At 66.1% G+C, this 26,162-nt stretch carries 16 protein-coding genes and 5 pseudogenes; 7 read left to right on the top strand and 14 right to left on the bottom strand.

Going from position 1 to position 26,162, the window contains the following annotated elements; translation table 11 throughout:
• Positions 1 to 102: 102 nt before the first annotated feature.
• Positions 103 to 1,515 (bottom strand): GAF domain-containing protein, encoded by a 1,413-nt coding sequence (locus tag ACRQ5B_RS09450; protein WP_432393469.1) that lies wholly within the window; start codon positions 1,513 to 1,515, stop codon positions 103 to 105.
• 195 nt (positions 1,516 to 1,710) lie between these two features.
• A pseudogene (locus tag ACRQ5B_RS09445) lies at positions 1,711 to 3,148 on the bottom strand (FAD-dependent oxidoreductase).
• Positions 3,149 to 3,325: 177 nt separating this feature from the next.
• Between ACRQ5B_RS09445 and rarD the strand changes: the two are divergent.
• The 3 genes from rarD (at position 3,326) to ACRQ5B_RS09430 (ending at position 5,571) form a co-directional block, all read left to right on the top strand.
• Positions 3,326 to 4,387, top strand: coding sequence for an EamA family transporter RarD (gene rarD, locus ACRQ5B_RS09440; protein WP_432393467.1), 1,062 nt, complete (start codon positions 3,326 to 3,328; stop codon positions 4,385 to 4,387).
• A gap of 93 nt (positions 4,388 to 4,480) precedes the next feature.
• The gene (locus ACRQ5B_RS09435) at positions 4,481 to 4,858 is read left to right on the top strand and encodes a glycosyl hydrolase family 28-related protein (RefSeq protein ID WP_432393465.1); all 378 of its coding nucleotides are present in this window, start codon (positions 4,481 to 4,483) and stop codon (positions 4,856 to 4,858) included.
• Positions 4,859 to 4,899: 41 nt separating this feature from the next.
• Entirely contained in the window at positions 4,900 to 5,571 is a 672-nt protein-coding gene (locus tag ACRQ5B_RS09430; protein ID WP_432393463.1) for a right-handed parallel beta-helix repeat-containing protein, read from the top strand.
• A 6-nt stretch (positions 5,572 to 5,577) separates the two neighbouring features.
• Here the strand turns inward: ACRQ5B_RS09430 and ACRQ5B_RS09425 are convergent, their stop codons facing one another.
• From ACRQ5B_RS09425 to ACRQ5B_RS09380, 10 genes and pseudogenes are all read right to left on the bottom strand, one after another.
• Positions 5,578 to 6,027: a hypothetical protein gene (locus ACRQ5B_RS09425; RefSeq protein WP_432398801.1), complete on the bottom strand. Its 450-nt coding sequence runs from the start codon at positions 6,025 to 6,027 to the stop codon at positions 5,578 to 5,580.
• Positions 5,919 to 6,263, bottom strand: a complete 345-nt coding sequence (locus ACRQ5B_RS09420) for a hypothetical protein (RefSeq protein WP_432398733.1) — start codon at positions 6,261 to 6,263, stop codon at positions 5,919 to 5,921. Before ACRQ5B_RS09420 ends, ACRQ5B_RS09425 begins: the two co-directional genes overlap by 109 nt.
• Before the next feature lie 104 nt (positions 6,264 to 6,367).
• A complete protein-coding gene (locus tag ACRQ5B_RS09415; RefSeq protein ID WP_432398732.1) occupies positions 6,368 to 7,483 on the bottom strand; it encodes a glycosyltransferase family 4 protein in 1,116 nt (371 codons plus the stop codon).
• A 125-nt stretch (positions 7,484 to 7,608) separates the two neighbouring features.
• Positions 7,609 to 8,421, bottom strand: coding sequence for a hypothetical protein (locus ACRQ5B_RS09410; RefSeq protein WP_432398800.1), 813 nt, complete (start codon positions 8,419 to 8,421; stop codon positions 7,609 to 7,611).
• A gap of 60 nt (positions 8,422 to 8,481) precedes the next feature.
• A pseudogene (locus ACRQ5B_RS09405) lies at positions 8,482 to 8,865 on the bottom strand (phospholipid carrier-dependent glycosyltransferase); the annotation flags it as partial.
• Positions 8,865 to 10,778, bottom strand: coding sequence for a lipopolysaccharide biosynthesis protein (locus tag ACRQ5B_RS09400; RefSeq protein ID WP_432393461.1), 1,914 nt, complete (start codon positions 10,776 to 10,778; stop codon positions 8,865 to 8,867). The pseudogene ACRQ5B_RS09405 and the gene ACRQ5B_RS09400, both read right to left, overlap by 1 nt.
• Positions 10,779 to 10,780: 2 nt before the next feature.
• Positions 10,781 to 11,920: a glycosyltransferase family 4 protein gene (locus tag ACRQ5B_RS09395; protein WP_432393459.1), complete on the bottom strand. Its 1,140-nt coding sequence runs from the start codon at positions 11,918 to 11,920 to the stop codon at positions 10,781 to 10,783.
• A gap of 318 nt (positions 11,921 to 12,238) precedes the next feature.
• Positions 12,239 to 13,048: a glycosyltransferase gene (locus tag ACRQ5B_RS09390; RefSeq protein WP_432398731.1), complete on the bottom strand. Its 810-nt coding sequence runs from the start codon at positions 13,046 to 13,048 to the stop codon at positions 12,239 to 12,241.
• A gap of 357 nt (positions 13,049 to 13,405) precedes the next feature.
• Positions 13,406 to 13,822, bottom strand: a complete 417-nt coding sequence (locus tag ACRQ5B_RS09385; protein WP_432393457.1) for a universal stress protein — start codon at positions 13,820 to 13,822, stop codon at positions 13,406 to 13,408.
• Between the two features lie 107 nt (positions 13,823 to 13,929).
• Positions 13,930 to 14,211 (bottom strand): annotated as a pseudogene (locus tag ACRQ5B_RS09380) (universal stress protein); the annotation flags it as partial.
• 254 nt (positions 14,212 to 14,465) lie between these two features.
• Here ACRQ5B_RS09380 and ACRQ5B_RS09375 point away from each other — a divergent pair.
• Positions 14,466 to 15,308, top strand: a complete 843-nt coding sequence (locus ACRQ5B_RS09375) for an AMIN-like domain-containing (lipo)protein (protein WP_432393455.1) — start codon at positions 14,466 to 14,468, stop codon at positions 15,306 to 15,308.
• Positions 15,309 to 15,440: 132 nt separating this feature from the next.
• Here the strand turns inward: ACRQ5B_RS09375 and gabT are convergent, their stop codons facing one another.
• Positions 15,441 to 16,805, bottom strand: coding sequence for a 4-aminobutyrate--2-oxoglutarate transaminase (gabT, locus tag ACRQ5B_RS09370; RefSeq protein WP_290256034.1), 1,365 nt, complete (start codon positions 16,803 to 16,805; stop codon positions 15,441 to 15,443).
• 95 nt (positions 16,806 to 16,900) lie between these two features.
• On the bottom strand, positions 16,901 to 18,331 hold the full coding sequence (locus ACRQ5B_RS09365; RefSeq protein WP_432393453.1) for a gamma-aminobutyraldehyde dehydrogenase: 1,431 nt from the start codon (positions 18,329 to 18,331) through the stop codon (positions 16,901 to 16,903).
• 160 nt (positions 18,332 to 18,491) lie between these two features.
• Between ACRQ5B_RS09365 and ACRQ5B_RS09360 the strand changes: the two are divergent.
• The 3 genes and pseudogenes from ACRQ5B_RS09360 to ACRQ5B_RS09350 form a co-directional block, all read left to right on the top strand.
• Positions 18,492 to 19,933 (top strand): annotated as a pseudogene (locus ACRQ5B_RS09360) (PucR family transcriptional regulator).
• Positions 19,934 to 20,026: 93 nt separating this feature from the next.
• The gene (locus ACRQ5B_RS09355) at positions 20,027 to 20,380 is read left to right on the top strand and encodes a hypothetical protein (RefSeq protein WP_432393451.1); all 354 of its coding nucleotides are present in this window, start codon (positions 20,027 to 20,029) and stop codon (positions 20,378 to 20,380) included.
• A 129-nt stretch (positions 20,381 to 20,509) separates the two neighbouring features.
• A pseudogene (locus ACRQ5B_RS09350) lies at positions 20,510 to 26,152 on the top strand (amino acid adenylation domain-containing protein); the annotation flags it as partial.
• Positions 26,153 to 26,162: the final 10 nt, after the last annotated feature.

Raw genomic sequence — 26,162 nt, 5'->3', positions numbered from 1 at the left:
GTAGGAGCGGGAAGGTTGCAGCCAGGTTGCATCGGCGTGACCCGGGTCACGTTCCGCGCAGCGGGCCCAGTGGCGGCCCCTGCCGCGGGGTCCGCGGGCCGGTCAGGCGCTGAGTTCGGCTTCCAGCCGTTCGAGTTCGGTGACGACGGCGGCCCGGCGCGGCGAACGCGCCGGGAGCAGGCGAAGGGCCGCGGCACGGACCTCGACGTCGTCCCGCGCCTCGGGCAGGGCGGCGTACTTCAGGAGGGCGTCGGCGCTGCCGTCGGTGAGGACGGCCTCGCGCAGCAGTGTCGCGACCCGGCCGCGCAGCTCGACGACGCCGGGCGCCTCCGAGCCGGGCAGGACGGCGCCGCGGTAGAGTTCCAGCGCGATCCGGTGCGCTCCGCGCTGCAGGCAGCCGAGTACCTGCCCGGTGTCCGGGACCAGGTCCACCGGCAGGCGGTATGGCCGCGAGTCGGGCACGGCGTCGGGGTTGAGTTGCTGGAGGACTTTCCGGAGCCGCACCATCTCGGCCCGCAGCGTGGTGGTGGAGCCGTCCCCCGGGTAGAGCAGGGCGGTGAGCCGCTCGGCGCTGAGGCCTTCCGGGTGGGAGCTGAGCAGCGCCAGGATCTCGCTGTGCCGGGCCGAGAGGGTGACGGTCCGGCCGTCGAGGGTGAGCACGGCCTGGTCCCGGCCCAGCAGCTGCAGCCCGTTGCGGTAGAGAGTGCCGCCGGCGTTTTCGGTGCGCCGCCCGGCGGCGCCCGCGGCGGATCCGCCGGCCGCCGGGCCGGTCCGGCGGCGACCTGCGGGGGTGGTGAGCCGGGCTGCGTCCCGCTGCAGGCGTTCCACCCGCAGGTGCGCCTGGGCGGCGGCGACGGTCGCCTCGACGAGGGAGAGGGTGTGCGGGGCGACGGCGTTCTCGGTGCCGGTGATGTCGACGACGCCGAGCAGGGCGCCGGAGTCCGGATCGTGGAACGGCACGGCCGTGCAGCTCCACGGGTGGACGGAGCGCTTGTAGTGTTCGGCGCCGGCAATCTGGATGCCGCGGCCCAGGGCCAGGGCGGTCCCCGGCGCACTGGTGCCCACGGTGGCCTCGGACCAGTCCGCCCCGGGGACAAACATCATGGACTCGGCCCGGCGTTGCAGGACCGGGCTGCCCTCCACCCAGAGCAGCCTGCCTACCTCGTCTCCCACCGCCACGAGCATGCCGCTGTCGTGACTGGGCAGGATGAGGAGCTTGTGGATGACCGGCATGATGGCGGCCAACGGGTGCTGCCGCCGGTATTCCTCGAGTTCCTCGCGGTCCATGGCCAGCGGGGCCTCGGGGTTGTCCGGGTTGGCGTGTGACCGGGCGGAGCGCTGCCACGATTCCTGGATCAGGCTGCGCAGGCCGGGGACCGGGCCGTCCGGGAGGGCGGCGGTGTCCCCTGAGGCGCCGAGGAGTTCGTGCCCGGCGCGGGCATACCGCTGCCTCAGCTCCGGGTCGGGTCCGGCGTAGGATCCGTGCGGGGCTGGCTGCTGGAGCGGATTCCTCATTGAACTCCCCTGGCCGGCATCGGCGTCGATGCACTGCAACTCGTCCCGTCGAGTCTACGGTCGCGGCAGGCCGCCCGCCAGAGGATGGACCGACGTCGTTCGGGGCCTGCGACACGGAAAATGCCCGCCGCCCCGGTTATTCCGGGAGCGGCGGGCATGATGCGCGTCGTCGGCGCAGGACCGCCTCAGGCGGCGTCAGTCGCGGGAGATCCGGATCATGTCCTCGCGCGGAACCACCTTGACGCGTTCGCGTTCGATTCCATCGGCCGGGTGGGCGGCGGTCCAGGCGGCGCCGAGTTCCTTCTCGTGGGCGTCGAGCTTGTTCCAGCCTTCCCAGGTGGTGTATTCGACGCCGCGTTCCTTGAGGAGGTCGATGATGGCCTGCGGGTCCGGGTTCTGCGCCGGGGGAAGCGTGAGCCGGTCCTCCAGCAGGAATCCGATGGTCTCGAGGGCGTCGCCCTTGGTGTGGCCAATCAGGCCCACCGGGCCGCGCTTGATCCAGCCGGTGGCGTAGATCCCGGGGACCGGGCTGCCGGCGGTGTCCAGCACGCGGCCGCCCTCGTTGGGGATGACGCCGCGGCGGGCGTCGTACTCCAGTTCGGCCAGGGGCGAGCCGTGGTAGCCGATGGCGCGGTATACGGCCTGGACCGGGTAGTCGACGAACTCGCCGGTGCCCTTGGCGTTGCCGGTGCCGTCGAGCTGCATGCGCTCGAAGGTCATGCCGGTGACCTTGCCCGGGTGGGCGGGGTCGTCGTGGATCTCGACCGGGCTGTGCAGGAAGTGCAGGTGCAGCCGGCGGGAAGCCGTGAGCTCGGAGAGGTCCTCGGGCTGCTCGGCGATCCAGTTCGTCAGCGTGCCCACCATGGTCTTGATCTGGTTGTTCGACTGGATCGCCTCATCCGAGGCCTCATCAAACTCGAAATCCTCCGCATAGAGGACGATGTCCACATCCTTGGAGTGCGAGAGTTCGCGCAGTTCCAGCGGGGTGAACTTCACCTGCGCCGGGCCGCGCCGGCCGAACACGTGCACGTCCGTGACGGGGAAGCCTTCAGCCCGGAGTAGACGTTCTCGGGGATCTCGGTGACCAGCAGGTCGTCGGCGTGCTTGGACAGGATCCGGGCCACGTCCAGGGCCACGTTGCCGTTGCCGATCACCGCGATTTCCTTGGCCTCCAGCGGCCACTCCCGCGGCACATCCGGGTGCCCGTCGTACCAGGAGACGAAGTCCGCGCCGCCGAAGGAACCCTCCAGGTCGATGCCGGGGATGTTCAGGTCCGCGTCCTTGATCGCACCGGTGGCGAAAATGACGGCGTCGTAGAAGGCCCGGAAGTCGCTGAGAGTAAGGTCGCGGCCGTAGGTGACGTTGCCGAAGAAGCGGATGTCGCCGCGGTCCAGGACCTTGTGCAGGGCGTTGACGATGCCCTTGATCCGGGGTGGTCCGGGGCCACCCCGTAGCGGATCAGGCCGTAGGGCGCCGGGTAGGCCTCGAAGAGGTCGATGCTGACCTCGAGGTCCCCGTCCTTGACCTGGTTCGACTTGGTCAGGATGTCCGCGGCGTAGACGCCGGCCGGTCCGGCGCCGATGATGGCGACGCGGAGGGGACGATTGGACGGTGATTCGGCCGAGTTGGACACCGGGAACCCTTCTGACTCTTGGCGGATGCGCCGGCACGATGCGGCGCGCAGTCTTCCATTCTAGATGCCCGCGCCCGCTCCCGGCCCGGAAAACGGGAGCGGGCGTGACGGACGTCGCAGTGCTTCGGCTCCCGGGCACGGCCCGGCGGGAGGAATAGGGTCCGCGAAGGTGATGTTATGTCTCCTGTGCCTACTTCCGACGGATCCTCCGCTCCCACCGCCCTGACCCCCTCGGGAGATGCTTCCCCCGCAGTGAACGGCGTCTCCCGCGGCAGCGGTCCCGGCCCGGCGGCAACGCCCCCGGCAACGCGCACGGCCGCTGACAAGGAAACGACGACGGGCATCCTCTTCGGCATCGGCGCATACGGGCTGTGGGGACTGCTCCCGCTCTACTTCTATGTGCTGAACCCGGCCGGCGCCGTCGAGATCGTCGCCAACCGCGTCGTCTGGTCGCTGCTGTTCTGTGCCCTGCTGATCACCGTGTCCCGCGCGTGGCCCGCCATCGGCGCCGCCTTCCGCAACCGCACCGTGTTCGGCACCCTGGCCCTCGCGGCCGGACTGATCGCGGTGAACTGGGTGACCTACACGTACGGTGTGACCACCGGCCAGGCCGTGGAGACCTCGCTGGGGTACTTCATCAACCCGCTGGTCTCGGTGCTGCTGGGCGTCTTCGTCCTGAAGGAGAAGCTGCGGCCGCTGCAGTGGGCGGCGGTGGCCGTGGGCTTCGTCGCCGTCGGCGTCCTGACCTACTCCTACGGCAAGCTGCCCTGGATCGCGCTGACCCTGGCCTTCAGCTTCGGCCTCTACGGCTTCGTGAAGAAGCGGGTGGGCCCGCGCGTTGACGCCCTCACCAGCCTCAGCGTGGAGACGTTCGTCCTTGCCCCGATCGCCGCGGTGGCGATGGTAGTCCTGGCGGTCACCGGTGCGGCCACCCTGACCAGCAACGGCTCCGGCCACTTCTGGCTGCTCGCCGCCTCGGGCGTGATCACCGCCGTGCCGCTGCTCTTCTTCGGCGCCTCCGCGCGGCGGCTGCCGATGACCACCATTGGCCTGCTGCAGTACTTCGCCCCCGTGCTGCAGTTCATCGTGGCGCTGGTCGTCTTCAAGGAGGCGATGACCCCGGAGCGCTGGGTGGGCTTCGGCGTCGTCTGGCTGGCGCTACTGCTGCTGACGGCGGACATGCTCCGGGCTGCCCGCAGGAATGCGGTGACCCGGAAGCGCGCCCGCGCCGCCGCCTAGCTAGCTAGATCCGAGCGCCTGCACCGAAATGCGATGCCTATGGAATTACCGTCGCCCGGTTACACCGACGCCGACTGCCGATATGCTAATCTAATGGGCCGCAAATTCTTGCGCGCAGGAATCTTTGTTCTGGCAATTGCCATGACCGCTTTGGTACTCGGTCTCGGCCAGCTGACGACAGCTTCGAGGAACAGCACGTGTCAAGTCTCCGGAAGCAAGGCCAGCCGGAGCGTAGAGGTAAGCCCAAGTGCTGATGAGGCAGGCGACGACTCTACTCAAATCCAGAAAGCGATCAACGCCGCGGCGCAAGAGGGCGGCGCGATCGTGAAACTTCCCCGCGGCACCCTGCACATCGACCGGCCGCTGGTGCTGCGGTCGAACGTGGAACTGAGAGGCGAGGGCAACGAAACAGTCCTGAAGGCTTCCCACTCGTTTCTCGACAGCAAGGGCCCCTATGGCGGTCACCCCTAATCACGACCGATGGTGCCTCCAACATAACTATTACCCGCCTGATGGCGGACCAGAGCGGCGACGCATTGGATGGCAATGTTCCTGGACGCCTCAACGAATACCTGGTCGATATACGGCACTCTACCAACGCAGTGGTGGAAGACATCACCACGAGGAACCCGTTCACCTACTCAATCGCGGTCGTGGCAAGCAAGGATTTCTGCGTACTCAACAACCGCACTGCTGTGCGATCTTCGGGAAGGTACAACCAGCTCGATGGGATCCACATCACCGATTCCCACTCCGGCTTGGTCGTGGGGAACCGGGTAGACCAAGGCCAGGGTAACGACGGAGACGACGGCCTCGTTGCGCAAACCATCGGGGAGCCTGTCTACGACGTCGAATTTCGAGACAACGATGTTCGGGGCGGCTCTCATGGGTCGGGAATGCAGATGGCTCTGGGCACCCACGAAATTCACGACCTCAAGGTCTCCGGGAACCGGTTTTGGGGCTCCCCGAACGGGATCCAAACCGGCCACTACGACGGTGCCGCGGCCCTCCGACAGGTTTCGATAACCAAGAACAACTTCGTAGACGTGGCCGGCCCGTCCGTAGTGTTCAATGGGGAATTGATCGGCATCACTGTCGCCGACAATTCCGAGTGCCGCAGCGGAGGGGTCCAAGTTGCGGAAGGGCGGTCCAACCGCGTCGATCAACCCACTCAGCGTTGCTAGGGTTCCTCAGGCAGGAAGGTAATACGTTTCTGGTGCCAGAGGAATGTGCCCCTGCGCGAACAGGGCGTCCACCTGGGTAGCGTACTTCCGGATCAGGTCTTGCTTCTCGACTATCCGGTCCTGCCACACCCATGGGGTGAGCTTCCGGGATTGAAGAAAACGATTATCGGGTCTCTGCTGTTGGTCATAGGGAAAGTCGGAGTAGTAAACAACCCGATCCGAAAATGCTTCGCCGAGCCTACGGGTAATCAGGTGGTCGACGTGGAGGCCCACCCCGACTGGGCAGAAAAGACGGTGGACTTGAAATTCATCAACTAGGCGGGCCACGGTGCCTTCCAGTTCCGAGATTAGCTGCCGGTCGCCGCGGGAAACACGTCCGCGAGCGATGTCGAACCGATAGCTGGGATAACGGTGTACCACTTCAGGTATCCTGCGCCCGAGGTAATTGGAGACCACCGTGGGCGTCTCGCGCTTTCGGAATAGAGCGTCTGTGGCTCCAAGGTGAAGACTACGAACCCCAAGCCGCTGAGCGCGGCCGCATCCTCCTGCCTTCTGGCCTCGAAGAGCTCCCTGGCAGACTGGGCTGAACACTGGCGCAGGAACGAAGAGGCAGCGCGGGTATGCGGTGGCTCCCCCGACTCCGTAAACACTGTCACCACCGCTACATCGCGAGTTCCCGACACTGACGCCATGAGCCCGCCGCAGGACAACACCGCGTCGTCGAGGTGCGCGGAAAGGAATAGCCAAGGCCCATCGATCGCCAACAAATCTGCAACACGCCGGGACGCGGGCGCCGTCACAATTGCCGCTCCTGCCGAGGCATACACACCACCTCTGCCAACGCCCCCGGCGTCTCGGCGACGGTAGCGAGATACTCCCCTTCTTGCAGCACTGCCAGCCGATCCCAATCGAAAGTGGCAGCGAATTTGCGTCCCTCCGCCCCGGCTGCAGCTAATTCCTCAATCGCACCGTACCTCTGGATAATCTCCCGGGCGAGGGCTTTAATTTCGAACGGCCGAACCAGCCACCCGCAGCCGTGCGGTAAGACTTCGTTGAACGACGGGATCGCGAAGGCAACCACCGGGGTGCTGCACGCCAGAGCTTCGAGCACCACAAGGCCGAACGTTTCCATTCTCGACGGAACAACGACCAATCGCGCTGAGTTAAGAAGTTCAAACTTGGCCGAGCCTGCGATCCAGCCGATGAAATGCACGCGGTGGGACACGCTGGATTCCTTTACTAAACGCCTGCACTTTTCCGCGTCTGGTCCGGACCCCGCTATCACCAAGTCCCCGTCGACGAACGGGGCAGCCTCTGCCCATGCCGCCAGGAGCAGGTCTATTCCTTTCCCGATGAATTCGAGGCGCCCGATACAAACGATGTCTTTCCCCGGACGGGGCGGAATCTCAAAGGCTTGACGGTCGACGCCATTGCCAATGACCCTAACCCGAGCGCCGGGGTTCATTTCCAGCAAGTTGTCCGCCGTGTCCTGCGAGACGGCTATGAGGCGCTGGTGCTGGCGAACTCCGACCCGTTGTATCAAGTGAAACGGCAGCTTATACTGCTTTGATTTTTCGACGGCGTGCAGCCACTGCACAACGCCAATGGTCGGCATTCTCGTCCACAGGGGTGACGCCACCGTGGAGAACGGCGCAAAGAAGTCCTCCACGACGAGGTCAGCCATCCGACGACGCTTCCAGGTTTCGACCGGCAGGCAGATGACATAGCCGAGAAGTCGTGTGAGACGTGATGCGCCCTTGCCGAACCCGATAGGCACGTAGAGCACGCCGTCCTGAATCCGCACAATCCACCCCGGATAACGTGTGGTCAGGACGGTCACCTCGTGTCCCCTCGCGGCCAGGCGCCTGTTGATTTCGTGCGTTCGGACAGAGCCGCCGCCGGCGCCGGGCATATGCGGGTCCTCAAATCCCAAGTGCAATATTCTTAGCACCTTGCCCGTCGCAGGCCCACCAAACGGTCTACGTTGGGCTGTCACTTTAGTGTCATGCATACGGCCTCGCATTGGATTTTTTCCCCCTAGCGTTCGGTCTCGTACGTTCCGGCAGGTGCTCCGATCCCTTCCTGGGCTGCTTTTTGGAGCGCGATCGGGTTGATCATCCATATCGTCGTAGCACCATTTGTCGGCCCGTCCGTCCTGAACACCGGCGTCGCATTGCTTGCCAGCCACCGCAGCATCCCCGGTTGGGCGTACCCGTAGCCCTGGCTGGTTGGAAGCGACTGCGTAAGCATGTAGCGGACGCCGTTGGCGTACATCAATGGGGCCGAGGGCCACACACCGAAACGTGGATCGTCGGAGAAAGCAAGTTCCCCAGTGCTGTTGGTAACGCTTACCCTCGCATCGGAGGGGAGATGACTCCGCACCCATTCGAGCGCTGTGGCGTAGCCGTTGTCGGTGATGCTTTCAGCCCGGATACCCAGCAGGAATGTAACCACGAGCAAAGCAATGCCAAAGGCATTGACCGGGCGGCGGTACCGCGGGTGTCGTTCCATGAATTCAGACGTCATGACCGCGACGACCAGCACAGAGGTCACGATGACGCCGTAGCCGTACTGCTCTTCAAAGGTGCCAAAAGCCGCACTATAGGCTCCGTAGAGACCGAGTACCAACCCGACCAGTCCCGTGAGTCTCCGCTCACGACGTGCACAGAAGCACGCAAAGGCCGCCGCAAGTGGACAAAGCCCTAACAAGACGTAGCTCGTGCCGAAGTGCTGCAACTGGTCGAGCAGGCGCGACATGAGGTCGGGAGATCCCGCAGCGTTGAAACCCGTGCTCTTATCCATGCCAACCAGACGCTGCGCTCCACTCGTTTTCGCGACAATCCAATCCATAGAAAACCCCTGGGCCCAGAGAACTACAAGATACGAGGCGTACGGAATAACGGTTCCAGCACCAAGTACCAGGGCTTCTCGGCGGCTGAGAGTCCGCTTCCAAAGAAAAGCCAGTCCCACGGGCAAAAGTGTGCTGAGGGCGAAGAAATCTTTTGTGAGAACTGAGTACCCCATTAGCAGCCCGGCGGCGGCGAACGAGGGGACACTATGCCTTCCGCGGGGCGCCTGAATCTGGATTACTACGAGAAGCAACGCCGCAAGTACGCAGGCCATCCCGGAAGATTCTAGGAAGAGGTGGCTATTGTTACGAAGGACAAAGGGATCGAAGGCAAGAACGACCGTGGCTCCCCATGCCGTGGCTGCGCTGCCAACCCTCCTGACCAAAAAGTATGCCAACGCCACTGAGATTGCGCCGGCCGCCGCGTTAAGCCACCGCAGCTCCATCACCACGTCGATTGCAGTCCCTGAGATCCCAAACACCCGATCAGCGGCACCCTCCAACAAGAAGAATCCTGGGGGTGAAGAAAGAAGGGACCATCCGGAAGATTAGGGAGCTGACCGTTGCTGACAGACAACCCGAGGCTGGCATAAAGCATTTCATCAGCCCATAACTCGAAGGACCGGGTCAGCCCTACGCCCCGGATGGCAAAGGCAACTCCCGCGATAGCTAAGAAGAGCGCGAGCGATGTCGTCTTGTTCATTGGCCGAAGCATGACGGCAGCGGACATTGTGGGCCGATGTTCCACCCCGAAAGCAGGCACACGTCTCGCACCCTCACACTTTGCATCTATTGCCCTGCTGGCCCTCGAAGACGCTGCAGGCCCTAGCCAGGAACCGGTCTTCCACCCGGCGGTCAAGCGTGGAGTCGGGAAGCCCGCCGGGCCTCGGGTGGCTTGAAATGAGGAAGCCAGGCGTCTTCCATAGGAGACGAGGCTCTGATGCCCGGAAATATTTCCGCGCTGATATAGGAGGACGCCAAGGCCTAGACCCGCGGCTAGTACGGACCACAGCAGCGGCCAGAGGCTCGCGAAGGCTAGAACCGAACCGATCGAGACAATTAATACTGCGCCCTTCAGGGCAGCCATCCCCTCCCCTACCGGGAGGAACGGCGACATCATTGTGGCAAGGACCGATCCAGCCAGTACCGAGCCGATCGCGCAACCTACTGCTATGCCGCTGACGTCGGCAAGCTGCCAGCCAAGCAGTATTCCCCCGGTCATAAGAGTAGAAGCGACGACGAGCCCCCATTTACAACGGCTGTAAGCCTTGAGGGCCAGCAGTACCGTGGCAAACACTGTGAGTGCGGCATACCCGATGCCCGCTAGCCCCAGCCATGGCAGCAGGTCGAGGGAGTCGTGGTAGCGTGCCGGGAAAATGATACCTACGAGTGAGTGCGGAGCGGTTGAAATGACTACAAAAGCTACTCCGGCCAGTTGAACAAAAGATCTCAAAGCTGATCGGAGCACTTCGCTGTCGGGAATCCGGGGTGCGCGCAGGAGGGGAAACGCAACGAGCGCCGTCCCGGCCGCAACATAGACGGGCCCCTTCGCGATAGTTGAAAGCGCTTGGAAACCAGCTGTTGCCGGTGACCCTCTGTCGAGGAACGCCACGATGACGACGTCCGCCCCCACCAGAACGGAAACGACGCACAAGGTTAGAGCAATATCGCCGGTCTCAGTCCACCGCCACCTGTGGTGGAGGACCTGGGGGGACCATTTCACATCCCGATAGAACCCGAGCGGGATTGCGAACAGAACGAGCGCCCCGACTGCGAAGCCGAGAATGCCCCCAACGGCACCCCAGGAGAAAACGGCCACACAAAAACTGAATAAGAAGCGTACGGCGACCTCTCCGATGGATATGACGGCGTACCGCATGAAATGGAGCTCTCCCTGCAACCATCCAGCAGGTGCGGCGACGGTAAAGAGCAACATCGCGGCGAAGGCGACAGCTCCAGCCATTGCAGGACCCGCAAAAGCCAGCGTCACACCGCTGGCCAGGATTGCCGAAAGAGTCCCCGCAATGACTGAGACAAAGAAAGCAAACGCAATACCCTCCCGGCGGCCCGTGGAACCTTGGGCGTGGGTGGCCACAATATGCGACAGGGGCAGTGGAACTAACGCGGAGGCGACAATTCCGACGATTCCCAAGAGCATTTGTGCCGCGGCGAACTGGCTGTATTCGCCCGCGCTGAGCATATTGGCAAGCAGCAATGTACAGCCGTAGCTGAGGAGCCCGACCACCGCTGCGGAGATCGATAACAGGCCGCTGTGGGCCGCGATCTTGTAGTCCCTGACCCTCCCAATATCGGCGATTGCGGCCGGGTCCTGGGCTCCAACGTCCGGGCTGCTATCCATTTTTAGCCTTTTTGGTCCAAGTCCGGCCGGGTCCAGAGACCAAAGCCACTCGAAGGACCGGCGAGCAGGTCGCAGCGACTGGCTGCCCACATCTCTGCCTGCGTCACGCCGAGTCGCCTTATGAGGGCCGAAGCCTCAAATTCATCGCGGCCTTTTAGTAAGGCCGACACGATTCCGCCACGCTCCGCCATCTCGTCAGTACCCCGCAATAGGCCACCTAAGTCTGCACCTTCGGGCCGCACGAACCGCGCAACTGTCGACATGTCGGACTGGATCCCTGAACGGTCGAGGGCAAACCTCCGTCGACCGGGCGCCCCTTGCTCGTCAAGAAGTACGCCCGCGAGCAGCTCCGCGCTCCGCTCCCAACTGAAGCACCTCGCCCAATCCTGGCACGCACTGGAGATGGAACTACGGACTCTTGCGTCGGATATCGCAGCCACCGCAGAAAGCAAACTTGCCCCTAGTTCCTTGGGTGAATCCACCAGCCAGCCGGTGCGTCCGTCGACTACGGAGTCGCGAATGCCCGCAACTCTGAGGGCAACGCAGGGAACGCCCCAAGCTGCCGCCTCGATGATGGAGCAGCCCCACCCCTCGGCGTCTGACGTACACACAGTCAGCCAGGCGCGGTTGAGGAGGGCATTCCTTACTTGGTCCGGCTGGTATCCGTGGAATGTCACGAGTGAAGCTAGGCCGAGATCCATTGACAGACGTTCCAGACGGGCATGCTCGGGGCCGCTGCCGACTATTTCAACCCGCAAGCGCGGGATGGCTGTTGCCGCAACCGCCACTTGGCCTAGCAAGATGTCGATGCGCTTGTGTGGCACGAGCCGGCTCACGACAGTAATAGTTGGATCGGGATTGCGGGGGCCGACCCTCCCCGGGACATCGATGGTTCCGTTGGGGACAATCTCGATGGGGCCCCGAACGCCAAGCCGACGAAGCTCGAGCCTGGTTGACGGGGAAACGGCAGCTATGGTTCGGGCCCCGTAAACGGCCTGCGACACAGTACCCTCCAGATAGCGTCCCAGCGCCGCCATTGGCCTCGAGAATCTGGTGTCGAATTGGTCCTGGTGTACATGGTGAACAAGTTGAACCACTGGTATGCCCTTGGGCACGAACAAGGGGAGAAAAAGGGATGCCATTCTGACAGTCCACAACTGCGTCGAATGTCCCTCTCATTCGCAGGATCCTCAGCGCAACCTGCGTGTAGACGGACAGCTGCCCGCCAGCGCGGTAAATGGCGACGCCGTCAATTGACTCTTTCGCTGGCTGGTTCAGCTCACGGCTCGTCAGCCAACTGACGTTCACCCCGGCTTCGACCCAACGCCGCGAAATTTGATGCATGAATTGCTCGGCTCCGCCCGCTTGGGAGTGATGGATGTCCCGCCAGTTGAGAACGAGGATATGCTTGCTGGCGAATCCGGAGAGGGACCTTGCTAAGGATTCTTGCGTCATGGTCGCTACCGATGCATTTGCACGACAGATGCGAAGCTCGCAATTCCGTCTCGAAGCGGATGAAAGGTGGACCCCGTGCCGTCGGTCCAAGCGACCGGAATCTCAACGATGCGGTCCCCATTGTGTTGAAGCCGTTGTAGAAGTTCGACGTCAAAGGCAAAACCCAATGTTCGGCATTGCACCAACGCGCGGGTGACTGCTCCCCGCTCAAAGAACTTAAAACCGCATTGAGTGTCCGTGACGCCATGGACCATGTCTCTCGTCAGCATTCGAAATGCTCCTCCGCCGAGGCGCCGTGTGAGGTGCTGCGGCCGCACGAACGTGGAACCTGCCGCATGGCGCGAAGCTATGACTGCGCCAGCCCCGTCTGCTAAGCACTTCATGACGATGTCGAGGGTCTCAACGGGAGTCGCTAGATCCGCATCGAAGAAGCCGGTGAATCTAGATGTGCCGCTAAGCAGCCCCCTCCTGACGGCGGCGCCTTTTCCAGGTGAAGAACAGCCCACCAGAACGACTGGTACCGGCCCCTGGCAATTGCGAGCGAAACTTCCGACCACCACACCGGTGTCGTCTACGCTGCCGTTGTCTACCACCACGATGCGGGAGCTCCAGGCTTGGAACTCCAAGAATTCCATGGTCTGACGGAGTGTTAGCGATATTCGGTTCGCCTCATTCAATGCGGGAATGACGATTTCCAAATCAACGGGCGACCGACGGAGGCTCGATGCTGGCGCGGCGGGCGGGCGAGACAGACTCAATTCGCGAATCGGACTACTGGGGCTAGGGTCCGATGAATGGGTGGCGGACGGCTGCATCTGTCCTAGTGGTACCCCCGAGGTTTGTTCAACGAAGTCAGCCGCCGGGGAAAACTCGTTCTTGAGAACCATTTTGCGCCTCCTACATAACGGGCTAGTGGCTCGACAACCAACCTACGACCCCGCCCTAGGTGTGACACGAGTGGTAATTACTCGAAAATACTGGGTATGTGAACGGAAAACTACGTGTTCTGAGAGAGATGTACCCGGTACGAAACAGCCTCATGGCTCCCCCGGCCCCAACAACCCGGGCAGCCAAGTGAATTCCATCTCTACATCGGTGGACGACTGCCCAGAACAGCGACAAATCTACGTGGTAGCTTCCAGAGCCTCCGAGTAGTTATTCCTGGTCCTGAGTCAGTCCTCCGGGCTGCTGTCGATCCGGACGTAGTCCCGCGGGACCACGACCATCGGAACCGGCAGGGCCCGCAGTACCTTGTTGGCCGTGCTGCCGAGGAACAGCTTGTTCTTCTCCGCCAGCCGAGAGGACCCGACGATCATGATTTCGGCATCGTCCCACTCGAGGTCGTCGATGGCTTCCTCGATCGTCCGGCCGTGGGCGACCTCGACGCTGACGTGGTGGCCTTCCGGCAGCCGTTCGGCGGCCGCCCGCAGGACCGTGTTGGCGTGGACGTGGGCCGCGTTGACGTTCTCGCCGCCGTCGCCCTCGGCGTCCAGTTCCACCAGGGAGACCAGCCGCAGCGGCACGCCGCGCCGTTCGGCCGATTCGATGGCGACGTCGATCGCCGCCTCCGCGCCGGTGCGCTGGCCCACCGCGAGGGTGAGGCGGCTGACCGGTTCGGTACGCCGGTAACCGCGGGGGCGAGCGCCACCGGAACCGGGGAGGCGTGCAGCAAGGCGTTGGCCACGCTGCCGATGCTGAACCGCTTGAACAGGCCGTTGCCCGCGGCGCCCACCACGATCAGGCCGGCCCGGTATTCCTTCGCGGCGTCGATCAGTCCGGCGGCGAAGGACTCCGCCTGCCGGACGTGGAAGCGGGCCTGCAGCCCCTCCGGGACAAGGGCCAGGCCCTGCCGCTCCGCCGTGAGCACCGACTGTTCCGCGGCGCTGACGCGGTTGCCCTGCGGGTTCAGCGCCACGTACGGGGTATTGCGGTCCACCACGTGGACCAGGTCCAGGTGGGCGCCCTGCGCCCGGGCCATGGCGGAGGCGAGGGCGACGGCGTCAGCGCCGCGGTCGTTGGGGGTGTAGCCGACGATGTATCGCATGTGTACCCCTTGTGGGTCCGGGCAGGACCGGGCATCCGCCCGGGATTCCGGGCCGCGCTGGCCGGCCTGCATTCCTGCAGTGTTGGCACGACTCTAGCCCAGCAATGCGCGGATGGGGGTGGTGACTTTGGACCCTCGGGCGGCGCGTCGTGGCGTAGGTACCCTGAAGTCGCAGAGGGGAGCCCATCATGGCCGGTATTGCATTCAAGGGGTTCGTGGCAGGGCGCACGGGTCTGGCGGCAGTGCTGCTGCTGGTAGCGGCCGCCGGGTGCTCCCCGTCCCCGCCGCAGCCTTCCGCCTCCGCCTCAGCCTCAGCGACCGGTTCCGGATCTGCCACGGCTGCCGGTTCCGCATCCGCGTCCTCCCCCGGGTCATCAGGCGCGGCCACAACGGCCCCGGCCGGCAACGGCTCATCCGCCGAGGCCACCCCGCCGGCGGACGCCGACGAAACGTCTCCAGCCGCCAACGGAGACCGGGTCATTTCCTCGACCGTCACGCACGACTGGGCCGTCCCTTCCGCCGACGCACCGTTCCGGACCGCCCATCAGAATCCGGTTCCGCTCGCGCCTCCGCCCGCAGAGCCGTTGCCCGCGCTCTTCACCATCGGAGCTGGCCAGCACCCCGCCGGCACGCCGCCCTACGACCAGCTGAGCTTCCGTTTCACCGGGGCGTTCCCTGGATACGAGATCTCCTTCGTTCCGGAACTGCGGGCCGATGGCAGCGGCAACCTCATCCCCATGCCAGGGACCGGGGCCATCCTTAAGGTCGTTTTCCGTGGCGCCCAGGCGCACACCGCGGACGGGACGGCGAGCACCATTACGGAGAGCCCGGCCCCCGCCATCGGCTACCGCGCCCTCACCAGCTACGCCGCCGCCGGGGACTTCGAGGGCGTCCTCAGTTATGGCCTCGGCGTGGGCCGGCCCGGGACGCCGGCCCCGCAGACCAAGGTACGGGTCTACGAAGTGGAGAAGATCGAGCAGGGACGCCATCTCTACGTGGTGGCCATCCAGCTCGACGCCGGTTCCCTGTAGTCCGGAGCGGGGAACCCGCCAATCCAGGCGGTGAGAACGCGGCGTGAAGCAGCGCTCACACGCGGCGAGGCCGCGGACCATGGGTCCGCGGCCTCGCCGTGTCCATCCCTGCGGGACGCCGGGGGTTAGCGCTCAGGCGTGGGCCTTGATGGCGGCCGCGAGGACCTCCAGACCGTCGGTGAGCAGTTCGTCGCTGATGACCAGCGGCGGGAGCAGGCGGATGACGTTGCCGTAGGTGCCACAGGTGAGGATGATGACGCCCTCCTTGAGGCAGGCGGCGGCGACGGCCTTGGTCAGCTCCGGGTTGGGCTCCTTGGAACCCTGCTGGACCAGTTCGACGGCGAGCATGGCGCCGCGGCCGCGGATGTCGCCGACCACGGACCCCTCGCCGAGTTCGGCGGCGAGCTCACGCAGCTTGCCGGTGGCGAGCTCCTCGATCCGGCGGGCGCGGGCGTTCAGGTCGTACTGCTCCATCGAGCCGATCGCGGCCAGTGCCGCGGCGCAGGCCACGGGGTTGCCGCCGTAGGTGCCGCCGAGGCCGCCCGGGTGGACGGCGTCGAGGAGGTCCGCGCGGCCGGTGATCGCGGAGAGCGGCATGCCGCCGGCGATGCCCTTGGCCATGGTGATGATGTCCGGAACGACACCCTCGTGGTTCACGGCGAACCATTCGCCGGTGCGGCAGAAGCCGGACTGGACCTCATCGGCGATGAAGACGATGCCCTTATCCTTGGCCCAGGCGGCCAGGGCCGGCAGGAAGCCCTCGGCGGGAACGATGAAGCCGCCCTCGCCCTGGATCGGCTCGATGATGATCGCGGCCACGGACTCGCCGCCGATCTGCTTCTCGATCATGGTGATAGCGCGCTTGGCGGCCTCGGCACCGGTGATCTGCGGGTTCTCCTCGCGGAACGGGTAGCTCATCGGCATCCGGTAGACCTCCGGCGCGAACGGGCCGAAGTTGGTCTTGTACGGCATGGCCTTGGCGGTCAGCGCCATGGTCAGGTTGGTGCGGCCGTGGTAGGCGTGGTCGAAGGCGACGACGGCGTCGCGGCCGGTGGCGAGGCGGGCCACCTTGACGGCATTCTCGACGGCTTCGGCGCCGGAGTTGAACAGCACGGTGCGCTTCTCGTGGTCGCCCGGGGTGAGCCGGTTCAGCTGCTCGGCGACGGCGACGTAGCCCTCGTAGGGGGTGACCATGAAGCAGGTGTGGGTGAAGTGCTCCACGGCCTCCTTCACGGCGCCGACGACGGCGGGATCGGACGCGCCCACGCTGGTGACGGCGATGCCGGAGCCGAGGTCGATGAAGGAGTTGCCGTCAACGTCCTGGATGATGCCGCCGTCGGCGTCTGCGACGTAGACCGGGACGCTGGACGCGACGCCGGAGGCGACGACGGCCTTGCGGCGCTCGGTCAGGGCGACGGACTTGGGACCGGGGAAGTCGGCCTGCACGCGGCGCTTCTGCTCCAGGCGGTAGGTGAGTTCGTTGGCGGTGGTGGTCATGGCGGGGCCTTTCTCAGGGTGAAGTGGTCGGCAGGAGCCTGCGTTATGCGACTGCGTTATGCATTGGCGTTATGCATTGGCGTTATGCATCAGCGTTATGCATCCAATGCACTCATCACGTGCTTGATCCGGGTGTAGTCCTCGACGCCGTACATCGAGAGGTCCTTGCCGTAGCCGGACTGCTTGAAGCCGCCGTGCGGCATCTCGGCGGTGAGCAGGATGTGGGTGTTGATCCAGACCGCGCCGAAGTCCAGGTCGCGGCTGACGCGCATCGCGGTGCCGTGGTCCGTGGTCCAGACGCTGGAGGCCAGGGCGTAGTCGACGTCGTTGGCCAGCTCGATCGCTTCGGCTTCGCTGCTGAACTTCTGCACGGTGATGACCGGGCCGAAGGTTTCCTTCTGCACGATGTCGTCGGTCTGCTTGGCACCGGTGATGATGGTGGGCTCGAAGAAGAAGCCCTTGTCACCGGCGCGGTGGCCGCCGGTTTCGATCCGGCAGTTCTCCGGCAGGTTCTCCACCACGGAGGTGACCGCGTTGAAGTGGTTGACGTTGTTCAGCGGGCCGAAGTAGTTGTCTTCGTCGTTCTGCGAGCCCGTGTGCAGGGTCTTGGTGTGCTCCACCATGGCAGCCACGACGTCGTCGTGGACGGAATCCTCGACCAGCACGCGGGTGATGGCGGTGCAGTCCTGGCCGGCGTTGAAGAAGGCGAACTCGGCGATCGCCGCGGCGCTCTTCTTGATGTCCGCGTCCTTGAAGACGATCGCGGGGGCCTTGCCGCCGAGTTCCAGGTGGGCGCGCTTGAGGCCCTTCGCGGCGCCCGAGGCGACGGCGATGCCGGCGCGGACGGAGCCGGTGATGGAGACCAGGCCCGGGACCTTGTGCTCAACCATCATGGCGCCGGTCTCGCCGGTGCCGAGGACCACGTTGAGCACCCCGGCGGGGAGGATTTCGCCGGCGAGGCGGGCCAGGACCAGGGTGGATTCCGGGGTGGTGTCGGAGGGCTTGAGCACCACGGTGTTGCCGGCGGCCAGGGCCGGGCCGATCTTCCAGATGGCCATCAGGAAGGGGTAGTTCCACGGGGCGACCTGGGCGACGACGCCGATCGGTTCGCGGCGGATGAAGGAGGTGTGGCCTTCCAGGTACTCACCGGCGGACTTGCCCTCGAGGAGACGGGCGGCCCCTGCGAAGAAGCGGAGCTGGTCCGCGCCGGCGGCGACTTCCTCTGCGGCGATCAGGGAGCGGACCTGGCCGGTGTTGCGGTGCTGGGCCTCGACGAGCTCGTCGCTGTTGGCCTCGACGGCGTCGGCGAGCTTGAGCAGCATCAGCTGGCGCTGGCCCGGGGTGACGTGCTTCCAGCTGGCGAAGGCGTCCTTCGCGGCGGTCATGGCGGCGTCGACGTCGGCCTCGACGGAGATCGGGGACTTCGCCACTACCTCGCCGGTGGCGGGGTTGACGATGTCCAGCAGGCCGGTGCCGGCGGGCGTGACGAACTCGCCGTTGATGAAGTTCTGCAAGGTTTGAACCACGGTGTACAACCTCTTTCGTGCTGGCCTGGGTCAGGCAGGGATGAGGGGATCGGTGACTGCTCCGAGCCTATGTCAGGGTCCTTGGGGGCGGAATAGGCAGCTGCACACCGGCCCGGCGGCGCTTTAGTGCGCCTGACCAGCACGCGGCTATCCTGAATCCATGGCAATTTCTCTCGCCGCACTGCTGGGGGTTCCGTCCCTGCGGCTGACGAAGGCCGGTCTGGCCGAGACCACCTGGCACCAGGACATCCACTGGGTGGCGGTAACCGAGCAGGAGGACCCGCAGCGCTTCCTCAACGGCGGGGAACTGGTCCTCACCACGGGGATGCGGCTCCGGTCCGCCCCGGAGCAGCGCCGCTTCGTGCGGCAGGTGCAGCGGGCCGGCGCGGTGGGGATCGGCTTCGGCGTCGGCCTCACCCACGAGACGGTGCCGCCGGCCCTGGTGGCAGAGGCCAACCGTTGGGGGCTTCCGGTGGTGGAGGTTCCCTACGAGACGCCGTTCATCGCCATCGGCAAGCTGGTGGCGGACGCCCAGTCCGCGGACCACTACGCCAAGCTGGAGCGGCTCATTGCCGGGCACCAGATCCTGGCCCGGGCGCTGCTCACCGGCGGCGGGCTGGGCGAACTCCTCAAGCACCTCGGGACGATGCTGCGCACCGACCTAATCCTGACCCAGTTCACCGCGGAACTGTACAACAGCGCCCCGGGCGGCTCCTCCCCCAGCACCGACGGCTGGGCGTCCTACCCGATCCCCACCGGGCGCCGGGATGCCTGCACCCTGTGGGTGAAGCAGCCCTTCGAGGACACCGGAATCATCGGCTACGCCCAGAACCTGATCAGCGTCGAACTGAACAACATGGTCAAGCAGCGGCAGGCGCAGCGGCCCTCGCCGGGCAGGTGCTGGAGGACGTCATCCACGGCACGCTCGAACCCACCGAGGCCGCCCGCCGGCTCGCCGGGATCGGCGTCGACAGCACCCGCAAGAACGTGGTGCTGCTGGCCGAATCGCCTGCCCACGCCAAGCAGCTGGGGAGTTCCTCGCTGCCCCAGCCGCTGCGCGCCGCCGTGACCGCCGTCGTGGGCAAGGACCTGGTGGTGGTGGTCGCCGACGACGGCAGCGGCGCCAGCGCCCTGGCCCGCAACCTCAGCGACCACCTGGCCGAGGCCGGCATCCACGCCACGATCGGACTGGGCGGGGCATACACCAAACCGAACGGGCTCCGCTGGAGCTACTTCGAGGCCCGCGAGGCTGCCAGCCACGGCCTTCCGGTCAACGAACCCGAACGGCTGAGCCTGACCTCGCTGCTGCTGGCCAGCGAGGATGTCCCGCTGGCGGACATGGCCAACGAATCGCTCAACCCGCTCCGTCAGTTCGACGCCGCGCACGGGGCGGAACTGATGACAACGCTGGAGAGCTACCTGAACAACAACGGCTCCGTGGCCGCGGTGGCCGAGGAGCTGACCCTGCACCGGAACACGGTGCGCTACCGCCTGGCCCAGATCACGGACCTGACGGGGTACGACCCGGCACAGACCGCGGACCGGGTCCAGCTCTGGCTGGCCCTGGCCGTGCAGCGGCTCAGCGCCCGCCACCCGCGCTAGGGCGTCCGCGGGCAACCCGCGCTCCCTCGCGGTGACTCCGGTGCCCGGGCTGTCCGCATCCCATCCGGCTCCATCACGGCTCCGAATATTCCTTTGACGCCACCATCTGGCGAGTGGAAACCATACGGATACGTAACTGGAGATGATCATCGTGAACAAATCCTTAAGACCACCACCCGCGTCGCAGCAGGCTCAGCCCTGGCGCTGACCGCCTTCGCCGCCGCATCCATGCCCGCCCAGGCGAGCGTGCCCGAAGCCGCCGCTGCGAGCCAACCGGTCATTTCCGGACCCGGCACCAGCTCCGGGTTGCTTCAGGACATCGGGATCCTCAACGGCGGCATCATCGATGGCCCCCTGATTACCGGTCCCCTGGTCAACGCCCCGGTCACCACCGGCGGAATCAGCACCGGCCCGGTGGGCCCGTTCCAGTTCGGCCAGTTCCAGTAACCCCTCCCACATCCTGATCTGTCGGCGGCCGCCCGCGGCCGCCGACAGCCCTTTTGCCTGAGCTCCCGGCGCGGGCCCTACTGGCGTGCCCCTGCATGTCTTCGCCCCGCAGACAACCCGAGAAGGAACATGTCCAAGACTCCCCTGACCACCACGTCCGATGATGCCAAGAACCGGCTCGAGCTGACCACGGCGCAGCGCGGGATCTGGTACGCGCAGCAATTGGCGCCGGAGAACCCCATGTTCCAGATCGGGCAGTTCGTTGAGATCCTCGGCGCCGTGGACGTGCCGGTCCTGGAGGAGGCGCTCAGGCTTGCCGTGTCCGAGACGGACGCCTTGAACATGGCCTTCGACGAGGACGACGCCGGACCCTACCAGCGTCCGCTGGTGCGCGACGGATCGTTGCTGGAGGTGACGGACCTCCGGGGCGCCGGGGACCCGGAGACCCAGGCGCGGATGCTGATGGACTCCGATCTGGGGCTTCCCCGGACCACCGACGGCGGGGATCTGCTGCACACCGAGCTCATCCGGCTCTCGGACGAGCGGTACTTCTTCTACCAGCGCGTCCACCACGTGGTGATGGACGGTTACTCCGCCGTCCTGGTCCTCCGGCGCGTGGCCGAGCTTTACAACGCGCTACTGGCGGGGAGCGGTCCCGGCGGCGCTGCGGACGAGGGCGGCTCACCCTTCGACGGGCTGCCGGAACTGATCGCGGCGGAGGCAGGCTACGCCGGTTCCGCGGCTGCCGACGGCGACCGTGAGTACTGGCGGGACGAGCTCGACGGCGTCCCGGCAGCCACCGGACTCGCGGGGCGTCCTTCCGGGACCGCCTCGGCCCTGGTTCGCGCGGCCTCAGCCCTGCCCGCGGCGACGGCTGCCGCGTTGCAGGCTGCCGCGGGATCTGCCCCGGCACTGGTGCTCACGGCTGCCGCACTCTACCTGCACCGGATCACCGGCGAACGCGAGGTTTCTGTCGCACTGCCTGTCACCGCCCGCCGGGGAAAGCTGGCCAAGTCCACGCCCTCGATGCTCTCGAACGTTCTTCCCCTCCGGCTCGCGGTCGACCCTTCCTCGACGGTGAAGGACGCGACGGCCGCGATGGGAACAAAACTGCGAGGCGCCCTGATCCACCAACGCCACCGCTTCGAGGACCGCGACGTGCAGGCGGGGTACCTTGGCCCCTCGGTCAACATCCTGCCCGTTCTTGAGGACATCCGCTTCGGGTCCGCCCGCGGCACCATGCACATCCTTTCCACCGGTCCCATCGACGACCTCTCGATCGTGGTCCACGGCCTGGACGGCGGGTCCTCCGGAGCCCCGGCCACCGTCCAGTTCGAGGCAAATGCTGACCTTTACAGCAGCGAACGGCTCCGCGAGCATCTGCGCCGCTTCCTTCGTCTGCTGGGAGAAGTCGCCTCCGGGCCGGACGCCCTGCTGGCTTCCCTCACGGTCACGACCGCCGAGGAAGAACGATCGCTCCTTGCTGCCGGCGAGGCCACGGGCAGCGCGCTGCCCGGCCACACGATCGTGGAGGAGTTCCGCAAGAACGCCCGGGAGCACGCCTCCCGCACCGCCGTCGTCGCGCCCGACGGCGAACTCAGCTTCGGCGAGTTGGAGGCCCGCTCCAACCAACTGGCCCGGTTCCTGTCCGGCCACGGAGCGGGCCCGGGGGAAACCGTGGCCGTGCGGCTGGACCGAAGCGTCATGGTGCCTGTTTCGCTCCTGGCCATCCTGAAAGCGGGTGCAGCCTACCTCCCCCTGGACCCTGAGTACCCGGCCGGCCGGGTGGAGGGCATGCTCGAAGACGCTTCCCCGGTGCGGCTGCTGACGAGCTCCGCCTTCACCGGCAACGATTCGGGCCATGCACCCATCTCCACCGAGGTGCCGGTCACGGTGCTGGATTCTGCCCTGGTGGAGTCCTGCCTCGACGGCAAGGACGCCGCGGCCACCCAACCCGCCGCCGGCCAGCAGGACCTCGCCTACGTCATCTTCACCTCGGGTTCCACCGGCCGTCCCAAGGGCGTCGGTGTTGAGCACCTGCCCCTGCTGAACCTGTTTAGCTCCCACCGGGAAAGCATCTTCGTCCCGGCCGAAGAGCGCCTGGGACGCAAGCTCAGGGTGGCGCATACGGCAGGCTTGTCCTTCGATGCCTCCTGGGATCCCATCCTCTGGCTGGTCGCCGGCCACGAACTGCACCTGGTGGACGACCAGACCCGCCGGGACCCGGAAGCCCTCAGCAGGTACCTCACCGTCTCCGGCATCGACTCGCTGGAGACCACGCCGTCCTTCGCCAAGGCACTGCTGGCCGAAGGCCTCTTCGACCGGACGGGTCATCCGTCAGTGGTGGCTCTGGGCGGAGAGGCCGTCGATCCGGCCCTGTGGGCCGCGCTCGGCAGTAAAGACGGCCTGACGGCATACAACTTCTACGGTCCTACCGAAACGACGGTGGACTCCCTCACTGCTGTCATGCAGGACGGCACCGACCCGACGCTCGGCGAATCCATCGCCAACACCCGGCACTACATTCTCGACTCGGCACTGAACCCGGTGCCGGTCAACGCCATCGGCGAACTTTACGTTGCCGGCGTGAACCTGGCCCGCGGCTACCTCGACAAGCCTGGCCTCAGTGCGGAGCGCTTCGTGGCCGATCCGTTCGTTCCGGACGGATCCCGGATGTACCGCACGGGCGACGTCGTCCGCCGTCTTCCGGATGGGACCCTGGAGTTCCGTGGACGCATGGACGCCCAGATCAAGATCCGCGGATTCCGGATCGAACTCGCCGAGATCGAGGAAGTCCTGCGCGGGCTCGACGGCGTGGAGCACGCCGCCGTGGCCGTCACCAAGAACCGCGCCGGCTATGACCAGCTCCAGGGCTACGTCACCGCCAATAGCGAGCTCGACACCGCCGTCCTGCGGACGCAGTCCCGCCGGTTGCTGCCCGATTACATGGTCCCCACCGCCATCCAGCAGATCCCGGCGATCCCGCTGACCCCCAACGGCAAACTGGACTCCGCCGCGCTTCCGGCGCCGGAGAGGGATACCGCCGTCTCCGCACCCCGGAATGAGAAGGAACGGACCGTAGCCGCCGCCTTTCAGGAAATCCTGGGCCTGGACGCCGTGGGCCTGGAGGACGACTTCTTCGAGCTGGGCGGCCACTCGCTGCTGGCCACCCGGCTGGCGGCGCTTCTGCGCGACCGCACCGGAACCGCTCCTGCCCTGCGCACCATTTTCGAACAACCCACCGTCGCGGCCCTCGCCGCGGCGCTGGACGACGGGACTGCCTCCACACACCCGCTGGTCCCGGTTGCCCGGCCGGCAGCTGTGCCGCTCTCCTTTGCCCAGCGGCGGCTGTGGTTCCTGAACCGGCTCGACCCGGAATCCGCGGCCTACAACATCCCGGTGGTCCTTAACCTTCGGGGCGTCCTGGACGTGACGGCCCTGGAACGGGCCCTCAGCATGGTGGCCGACCGACATGAAACCCTTCGCACTGTCTTCCCCCTGGCTGACGGCGAACCGGTCCAGGACGTCCTCCCCGCGGGCGGACACCACGTCGACCTGTTGGCCGTGCAGTGCTCCGACGACAACCTCGCCGCTGCCCTTGGGGCGGAGACCGGCCGTGGCTTCGACGTCAGCCGGGAACTGCCGGTGCGTGCGGTGCTCTTCCAGCTGGCCCCGGACCGGCATGTCCTGGCCCTGACCCTGCATCACATCGCCGCGGACGGCTGGTCGCTGGCCCCTCTGGCGAACGACCTGTCTGCCGCCTACAACGATGTGCTCTCCGGCGATGGCGCCCGTCTGGAGCCGCTTCCGGTCCAATATGTGGATTACACGCTGTGGCAGCGCGACGAGCTCGGCAGCGAAGACGATCCCGCGAGCGCCATCTCCCGCCAGCTGGAGTTTTGGTCCCGTGAACTGCGCGGTGCTCCGGAAGAACTCACCCTGCCGTTCGACTCGGTCCGGGGCAGCAACAGTGCTTCGGCCGCTGCGGCGTCCGTGCCCGTCCGGATTCCGTCCGCGACGGCGGCCGGTCTCCACCGGCTGGCCCGCGACCACAACGCCAGCCTGTTCATGGTGCTGCAGGCGGCCTTCGCCGCCCTGCTGACCAAGTCCGGTGCCGGGGAAGACCTTCCGTTGGGTACGCCCGTGGCCGGCCGGACCGACACCCAGCTCGATGAGCTGGTGGGCTTCTTCGTCAACACCCTGGTGCTCAGGACCAACACGTCCGGGAACCCGAGCGCCGCGGAACTCGTCGAGAGTGTCCGCTACACGAACCTGCATGCCTACGCCAACCAGGACGCACCGTTCGAGCGGGTGGTGGAGCACCTCAACCCGGCCCGTTCGCAACACCGTCACCCGCTCTTCCAGGTGATGCTGACGCTGCAGGGCACGTCTGCCGCCGAGCTGTCCATGCGCGGCTTGGAGGCGAGCGCGGATCTCAGCCAGGAACCCGGCGGCGCCAAGTTCGACCTGTTGCTGGACCTGGCCGAAACGGCCGCCTCCTCCGCCCAGGAGGCCGGGGAACCGGGTGTCCCCGCGGAACCGGCGCCCGCCATCGCCGGTTCACTCGCGTATAACCCGGCACTGTTCGAGGCCGAAACCGCCCAGCGACTGGCCGACGGCTTACTCGCCGTACTCACCCAATTCGCCGCAGATCCGGAGATCACCCTGGACCGGCTCCGGATCCAGTCCGCGGGCGAGCACGCACAGGCACTGGCCCGGGGTCTTCGGACAATGACGGACGACGGCGGGGACGACGCGGGCACCGCCAGCGGGACCATCGTGGAGGCCTTCCGTGCCACCGTTGCCCGGACCCCCGACGCCCCGGCGGTATACGCCGGCTCCGGCCGCACCACCTTCTCCGCGCTTGGCCACCGGGTTGAGGATCTCGCGAAGGGGCTGATCGCTGCAGGCGTCGAACCCGGCGACCGGGTAGCCGTGGCGCTGCCGCGAAGCGGCGACGTTGCCGCGGCCGCGCTGGCCGTCCTCTCCGCGGGAGCGGTCTATCTTCCGGTGGACCTGTCCTACCCGCAGGAACGGATCCGCATCATCCTCGAAGACGGCGACCCCGCCGTCGTGATCTCTACCGCCGATGCCGCGACAACCGCCGGGGGCGGAGCCCGAGTGCTCACCGTCGACCAGTTGATCACCGCAGGAACCGGGACTTCCGACGCCCTGTCCAGCAGGCGCCCCACCGGAGACGATCTGGCCTACGTCCTCTACACCTCCGGCTCCACCGGCCGGCCCAAGGGCGTGAGCGTCACCCACGGCGCCCTCGCCAACCTGTACCGGCACCATCACCGGACGCTGTACGCCCCGCGGTTCGGGACCCAGGCGGGAGGGACGTCGGTGGCCCACATCGCCGGCCTGGGCTTCGACGCAGCGTGGGACCCCATGCTCTGGATGGTCGCCGGAGCGGAACTCCACATGGTCGATGACGCGGTCCGGACCGACCCCGAAGCGCTCGCCGCCTACTGCCGGGACCACGGAATCGACGTGCTCGAAACCACCCCCTCCTACGCCGACCAACTGGTGCATTACGGCCTGCTAACGGAACCGCGCAGCGAGCCCCTGCTTCTGGCACTGGGCGGCGAAGCGGTGTCCGCCAAGCTCTGGAACACCCTGGCCGCCGCGCCGGGCGTTATGGCCTACAACTTCTACGGACCCACCGAATTCACGGTTGATTCGGTGGTGGCTGAGGTTCGCGGGGACGTCCCGGTTATTGGCCGCGGCATCGCAGGCACGGACACACTGGTCCTGGACCAGTACCTCGCGGTTGTCCCGG

It is taken from the genome of Pseudarthrobacter sp. L19 (assembly GCF_050859435.1).
Classification (GTDB): domain Bacteria; phylum Actinomycetota; class Actinomycetes; order Actinomycetales; family Micrococcaceae; genus Arthrobacter.
The sequence above is the reverse complement of the archived record's forward strand: the minus strand, read 5'-3'. Positions and strand labels throughout refer to the sequence as shown.

Coding starts and splice junctions, on each gene's coding strand:
- ACRQ5B_RS09390 (WP_432398731.1), bottom strand. CDS start 13,048: ATGCAGCCGTCCGCCACCCATTCATCGGACCCTAGCCCCAGTAGTCCG.
- gabT (WP_290256034.1), bottom strand. CDS start 16,805: ATGACCACCACCGCCAACGAACTCACCTACCGCCTGGAGCAGAAGCGC.
- ACRQ5B_RS09435 (WP_432393465.1), top strand. CDS start 4,481: ATGGGCCGCAAATTCTTGCGCGCAGGAATCTTTGTTCTGGCAATTGCC.
- ACRQ5B_RS09420 (WP_432398733.1), bottom strand. CDS start 6,263: ATGGCGTCAGTGTCGGGAACTCGCGATGTAGCGGTGGTGACAGTGTTT.
- ACRQ5B_RS09375 (WP_432393455.1), top strand. CDS start 14,466: ATGGCCGGTATTGCATTCAAGGGGTTCGTGGCAGGGCGCACGGGTCTG.
- ACRQ5B_RS09415 (WP_432398732.1), bottom strand. CDS start 7,483: ATGCCCGGCGCCGGCGGCGGCTCTGTCCGAACGCACGAAATCAACAGG.
- ACRQ5B_RS09450 (WP_432393469.1), bottom strand. CDS start 1,515: ATGAGGAATCCGCTCCAGCAGCCAGCCCCGCACGGATCCTACGCCGGA.
- ACRQ5B_RS09430 (WP_432393463.1), top strand. CDS start 4,900: ATGGCGGACCAGAGCGGCGACGCATTGGATGGCAATGTTCCTGGACGC.
- rarD (WP_432393467.1), top strand. CDS start 3,326: ATGTCTCCTGTGCCTACTTCCGACGGATCCTCCGCTCCCACCGCCCTG.
- ACRQ5B_RS09395 (WP_432393459.1), bottom strand. CDS start 11,920: ATGGCATCCCTTTTTCTCCCCTTGTTCGTGCCCAAGGGCATACCAGTG.
- ACRQ5B_RS09400 (WP_432393461.1), bottom strand. CDS start 10,778: ATGGATAGCAGCCCGGACGTTGGAGCCCAGGACCCGGCCGCAATCGCC.
- ACRQ5B_RS09410 (WP_432398800.1), bottom strand. CDS start 8,421: ATGGATTGGATTGTCGCGAAAACGAGTGGAGCGCAGCGTCTGGTTGGC.